Raw genomic sequence first — 6,057 nt, forward strand, 5'->3', positions numbered from 1 at the left:
TAGACTCCGCTCAGGAATCAAAAAAATAGTGGAACCATTTCAAACTATCTTATAGGCCAGTGTATTAATATTCATTTACGCTGAGATCCGCTGAGAAAAACCTGAGTTTCACTGAGTAATACCATGAAGCAGTATACCCTTATAACCCTTTTTACTACTTGCGAAACTTCAATAAATTATAAAATGAAATACTTCAGATTGAAATCAACAGGTTTCCACGTATAAAATGCCTGTATTCTTGCGATAATAAAACAATCCCATTCTCCGTTTAATGAAAGATCAATAAAATTCAAATAAAAGAAATGACTATTTCTTCTTTTGTTTATTTTTGCTTTATTTACCTCTTAAATTATTAAATAAAATCTTATGAAAACAAACTTTCCTTTAGTATGCGGCGGTGTATTGGTACTGTTTGCAGCTATGTCATGTGGCACGCAGAAGCCGAAACATGGTGAAGTAGATCAGAAGATGTTTGATACTCTTTTGGACTCAAAGCAGGTTAAATTAGTGAACCTGGTGAATAAAAACGGAGTGGAAGTTCAGATTACCAATTACGGGGCCAGAGTTGTTTCTGTATGGGTTCCGGATAAAAATGGCAAGTTTGACGATGTGGTCTTAGGATTTAGTTCCATTAAAGACTATTTGAAAGTTAATCCAAATTTTGGCGCTGTTGTGGGCCGTTATGGCAACCGTATAGGCAATGCGCAATTTAACCTGAACGGTACGGTTTACAAATTGGAAAAAAATGATGGCAAAAATACTTTGCATGGAGGTTTTATAGGTTATGACGAAAGAGTTTGGAATATTGAAAAGACAGACAAACAATCATTGGAATTAAGTTATTTGAGTAAAGACCAGGAAGAGGGCTTCCCCGGTAATTTAAAAATTACAGTAACTTATACCCTGACCGACAGCAATGAATTAAAAATAAATTATGCTGCAACTACCGATAAGCCTACTGTTTTGAACCTTACCAACCACAGTTATTTTAATCTTAATGGTCAAGATTCAGGGGATATTTTAGGAGAAGAAATAATGATCAATGCAGATAAATTCACCCCTGTTGATGATGGATTAATCCCCACCGGAGAACTACGAGCAGTAGCAGGTACACCTTTAGACTTTACAAAATCAACCTTAATCGGTTCCCGTATTAATGATTCCTATGAGCAAATTAAATTTGGCAAAGGTTATGATCACAATTTTGTATTAAATAAAAAGGGGAAGGAACTTTCCGTTGCTGCAGTTGCTTATGATCCCAAATCGGGAAGGGTTTTAGAAGTTACAACTACTGAACCTGGCGTACAATTTTATACAGGTAATTTCCTGGATGGAAAATTAATTGGGAAAAGTGGAAAAGGGTATATTCACCGCGGTGGATTTTGTTTAGAAACGCAACATTTCCCCGATTCTCCAAATCATCCTGCATTCCCCACAACTACCTTGAATCCGGGCGAGAATTATAATACCACTACTATATTTAAATTCTCAGTTAAGAAGTAATTTTGGATTGCATCTAATAATGCAATTTTAAATTTTGAAGAACTCACCTTTTTTCTACGGGGTGAGTTTTTTTATATAGTGAATATAAAGACTATGGCTACCGAAATCAGTAAATAAATCAAAATCTCCACACACATCAATATTCTGTTGGTCCGCTTATAATTTTTATTTAACATGTTCATTGTTTCTTATTTTTCGCAAAAATAGTATTCCTAAATTTTAAACTTTGTATTAAAACGTTTTATTTTGTTTTTATTGTATAAAAACGAGGGTTAAAATATTCAAAATAGGAGCAGAAATATCGCCTCACTTTATTTCTAAAAAATTGATTAACAATATTTATTAATCCTATACCTTCTCTTGTTTAAACATGGTGGGATAATGCCAGGTTAAGCTTAGTTTTTAACAAACATGCCGTCTCAAAATCAATATTAGTGATGGATTATTAAGTCCTTCAATTTTGAAGCAGTGATTGTTGTTCCATCAACAATTAATTTTGCCCGTCTATAAAATTGTTCTCTTTCAATCAGGGTATCCTGGATATAAGAAAGTAATTGCTCAGGGTTTTTATTTTTAATTAATGGCCGTTCATTTTGGCTTTGAATGTTTTCACTGTTATCGGCCAACCGGTTTCGCAGATCAACAGGATCGACTTTAAGATATACAGAACTGCCATGAAGATTGATGAAATCCATATTATCAAAAAAACAGGGTGCTCCGCCTCCCGTTGCAATTACGATATCATTTTTTGTAACAGTCTGATGCAGGCATTCTTTTTCCAATATTCTGAATTTATCTTCTCCTTTAATGCTAAATATTTCCTTAACTGGCATATTCTGGGACTCTTCAATAAGTTCATCCAGATCAATGAAGGTATAATTTAACAACAAAGCCAGTTCCTTTCCTAAAGTGGTTTTACCACAACCCATAAAACCAATTAAATAGATCCTCATTTCTTTTTATTTGTTCAAAAATAGGTAAAGAATCACATAAAATATGAAGTTCAAATCTTTTTTTCGTTTTTATCAGGAATCTTAAACTTATTAGTCCGATTATACAATAAAAACTAAATTGCTGAGAAGTTAATTATTATTTTTGTCTCTGTTTAATTTGCCGGTTCCGGTACGAAAAAGTTGATTTATTGATGAGTTACACAGAAAATATAGAAAGATGAAGAATAGAATTATTTTGTTGATTGGAATTTTGGTGTTATTTTCCGGTTGCAGTCGCCGCAGTGAACATAAGGTAGATATTTCAACTATCAACATAAAAGTTGAAGTAGCCCGGTTTGACCGGGATTTATTTGCACTTGATAAGAATAACATGACTAAGGGGATTTTGTTGCTTGAGAAAAAATATGGCAATTTTTTTAAATTATTCAATACCCAGGTTATTCAAATAGGTCCATCGACTGATCCTGCCTATCCGCGATATTTAAAAGAATTCCTTACTGCAGACGTTGTAGGAATGGCTTATCAGACTTCCCAGAAAGTATTTCCCAATATGGACGGCTTGAATAAGGAGCTTACAGATGCATTTAAACGCTACAAGTATTATTTCCCAAACAAACCGGTTCCCAAAATCTATACTTACATTGCAGGATTTAACCAGTCAATTGTGGTTGACGACCATATTTTGGGCATAGGTCTGGATAAATATCTGGGTTCGGATTGTAAGTTATACCTCCGTTTGGGTTTGCCACGTTATATGACGCACAACATGGCTAAAGAAAAAATAGCTTCTGATTGTATGCATGCAATGGCGCTTACAGATTATACCTTAAAAGATTCAACTGTAAATCTGTTGGCTAACATGATTTATTATGGTAAGGCTCTGTATTTTACAAAAGCCATGTTACCCGATGAAGAGGATACAATTATTACAGGGTTTACGAAAAAGCAGTTGCAGTGGTGCAAGCAAAATGAGAAAGACATGTGGACTTACCTTGTTGAAAGGAAGCTTTTATTTAGTTCTGAGGTGCTTACTATTTCAAAGTTTATGGATATCGGGCCGTTTACAAAAGAATTTACCAAGGATTCGCCTGCCCAGGCTGCAGTCTGGTTGGGATGGAGAATTATTGAATCTTATATGAAGAATAATCCGGATGTTACCTTACCTGAGTTGATGGAGGAGAATAATGCACAGGAAATTTTAACCTTATCCAATTATCAGCCCTGATAAACTATAAACTATCCGCTATAAAATAAAAAACCTGCCCAAATGAGCAGGTTTTTTATTTTTCTCGTCTGAACTATTTTGCAGGGTGAATAGCTTCAACCGGGCAAACTTCAGCACATGAACCGCAGTCTGTGCAAAGTTCAGGATCAATTTTATAGATATCGCCTTCAGAAATAGCTTCAACCGGGCATTCATCTATACAAGTACCGCATGCAGTACAATCACTTCCTATTACGTGTGCCATAATGAGCAGTTTTAAAATTAAAATTAGCTACAAATTTACTCTAAAAATCAAAAAAGCAAAATAATTCGTTTTTATTATTCCATTCAACATGTTCAATCCTTCACTTGGTTGAGGAAAGCGCATGTCAGCCAGGCCATTGTTTCAACGCCAGTTTTTACGGCATCTTCATTTAAACTGAAAAGCGAGGAGTGCAAAGGGGCATTCTTGCCGCCGGGATAGCCAACCCCCAAGCGATAATAAACAGAAGGATATTTCTGCGAGAAATATGCAAAGTCGTCTGCAGTCATTCTCATCTCTGTTTCAACTACAGCCTCTTTACCCAGCAATTCCCTTGCTGCATCTGATGCCTTATTGGTCATTTCCGGTTGATTATAAACCGAAGGATAACCTTTCATGATGTTGACCTTGCAGCTTGCCCCCATACTTTGGGCAATTGAGGTGGCAATGCGGGTGATTTTTTCATGTGCCTGGTACCTCCATTGCTCATCCATAGTCCTGAAGGTACCTTCAAGGTATACCTTATCGGGTATAATATTGGTGGCTCCATCAGCTATTACTTTTCCAAATGAAAGTACAGTAGGAGTAAACGAATTAGCGTTACGGCTTACAATCTGTTGAAGTGCAACAATAATATGGGAAGCGATAAGAACCGTATCGTTCAGCTGAAAGGGCATTGCTCCGTGCCCGCCTTGTCCTTCCACGGTAAGGTAAATTTCATCACAGGAGGCCATATATTTTCCGTTTCTGAAGCCGACCTTTCCGGCTTCAAGAGTGGGGAGCACGTGTTGGCCAATGACCAATTGTGGCTTATATTGCTCAAATAGCTCATCTTCCAGTATCAGTTTGGCGCCCCCAGGCAGTTTCTCTTCACCAGGCTGGAAAATAAGCAGGACCGTTCCTCCAAATTCACTTTTCAGTTCCTGCAAAATTCTTGCAGTCCCAAGTAAACAGGCGGTATGTAAATCATGGCCACAGGCATGCATCACCCCTGGATTTAGGCTTTGATAATCCACACCTGTTTCTTCTTTGATGGGAAGGGCATCCATATCGGCTCTTAGGCCAATGACCCTGGTTGAAGGTTTTTCACCTCTTATGATTCCAATAATACCGGTCTGGGCAATGTCTTTTTTTAAATCTATCCCCAGATCTGTAAGTTTTGAAGCAATAAATGCAGAAGTTTTAAATTCATTAAAAGAGAGTTCCGGATGTTGATGCAAAAGGCGCCTTATGGTTAATGTATCGGAGAGATATGTTTCAGTGCAATGTTTTATTCTGTCAATAAGCTTATTCATGAAGTTTTGTTTAAAAAATGAGTCTTAAAAATCTGTGCTGAGGGAGAAGTAAAATACCTGGGGCAGGATAGTACTGTTTTCAATACCCCTGGCCCAATCCAGGCGGATAAAATATCCAAGAAGGGATAAACGTACACCCCAGCCAAAACCTGCAATAATCGGGTCTCGATTTGAATCAAGTTCAACTTCAATTGATTTATTGCTGATGGTCTCGTGGTCATAGCCATTTTTGCCGGAGTAAGGAGAGAGTCCTGTCCAAGCCGAACCTATATCACAAAACCCAACTAACTGAAGATTGGACCAGAAATTTGAACTGATAGGCCTGTTCGCAAAATAGCGGATTATAGGGAAACGGATTTCATTGTTTAGGATTGCAAAACTATTCCCATTTCTTGCATTTTGGATGAATCCCCTCATATCGGTAGCTACAGCCTGGTATGCATAATGTTGGTTTGGACTTACAGAAACTGACTGGTCAAAAGTAGAACCCTTTGACAGGTAAGTCCACCAGTTATCAACACCGCCCAGGTAATAGAGCAGGCGGTTGCGCCCAAAGGAAGTACTTGCTGCAAAACGGCTTGCCCAAATCAGGGTTCTGTGAATTCTTTCATAATGCCTGCAATCAACACCCAGCACAAATAAATCGGATAATTTGTTGTTTATCTGCCAGTATGATTCGCCAAAAGCCTTGGCCCGTGTACCTTCATAAAGATTAATCCCCAGAAATCTGGTATCATCGTAAATATATTCCAGCTTAATCCCATCCCAGTACTTATAATTATTTGAGGTTTTCAGATTTTGCATATCGGTTGAAAGGTTCACGGTACGGTCATAACGGAA

The 6,057-nt window shown here is 37.3% G+C and carries 6 protein-coding genes; 2 read left to right on the top strand and 4 right to left on the bottom strand.

Annotation, left to right across the window (positions count from 1 at the left end; translation table 11 throughout):
* Nucleotides 1-366 precede the first annotated feature (366 nt).
* Nucleotides 367-1,503, top strand: coding sequence for an aldose epimerase family protein (locus Q8907_11310; GenBank protein MDP4274854.1), 1,137 nt, complete (start codon nucleotides 367-369; stop codon nucleotides 1,501-1,503).
* 431 nt (nucleotides 1,504-1,934) lie between these two features.
* Here Q8907_11310 and Q8907_11315 read toward each other — a convergent pair whose 3' ends face one another.
* Nucleotides 1,935-2,456 (bottom strand): shikimate kinase, encoded by a 522-nt coding sequence (locus Q8907_11315; protein ID MDP4274855.1) that lies wholly within the window; start codon nucleotides 2,454-2,456, stop codon nucleotides 1,935-1,937.
* Nucleotides 2,457-2,673: 217 nt separating this feature from the next.
* Between Q8907_11315 and Q8907_11320 the strand changes: the two genes are divergently transcribed.
* A complete protein-coding gene (locus tag Q8907_11320) occupies nucleotides 2,674-3,681 on the top strand; it encodes a DUF2268 domain-containing putative Zn-dependent protease (GenBank protein ID MDP4274856.1) in 1,008 nt (335 codons plus the stop codon).
* Between the two features lie 73 nt (nucleotides 3,682-3,754).
* On the opposite strand, the gene Q8907_11325 is transcribed toward Q8907_11320, so the two are convergent.
* From Q8907_11325 to Q8907_11335, 3 genes are all read right to left on the bottom strand, one after another.
* Nucleotides 3,755-3,925, bottom strand: a complete 171-nt coding sequence (locus tag Q8907_11325; protein ID MDP4274857.1) for a 4Fe-4S binding protein — start codon at nucleotides 3,923-3,925, stop codon at nucleotides 3,755-3,757.
* A 92-nt stretch (nucleotides 3,926-4,017) separates the two neighbouring features.
* Complete coding sequence (locus tag Q8907_11330; protein ID MDP4274858.1) at nucleotides 4,018-5,217, bottom strand: M20 family metallopeptidase; 1,200 nt, start codon at nucleotides 5,215-5,217, stop codon at nucleotides 4,018-4,020.
* Nucleotides 5,218-5,241: 24 nt separating this feature from the next.
* A partial coding sequence (locus tag Q8907_11335; GenBank protein MDP4274859.1) for a hypothetical protein occupies nucleotides 5,242-6,057 on the bottom strand: 816 nt, incomplete at its 5' end.

It is taken from the genome of Bacteroidota bacterium (genome assembly GCA_030706565.1).
In the GTDB taxonomy this organism is placed as follows: domain Bacteria; phylum Bacteroidota; class Bacteroidia; order Bacteroidales; family JAUZOH01; genus JAUZOH01.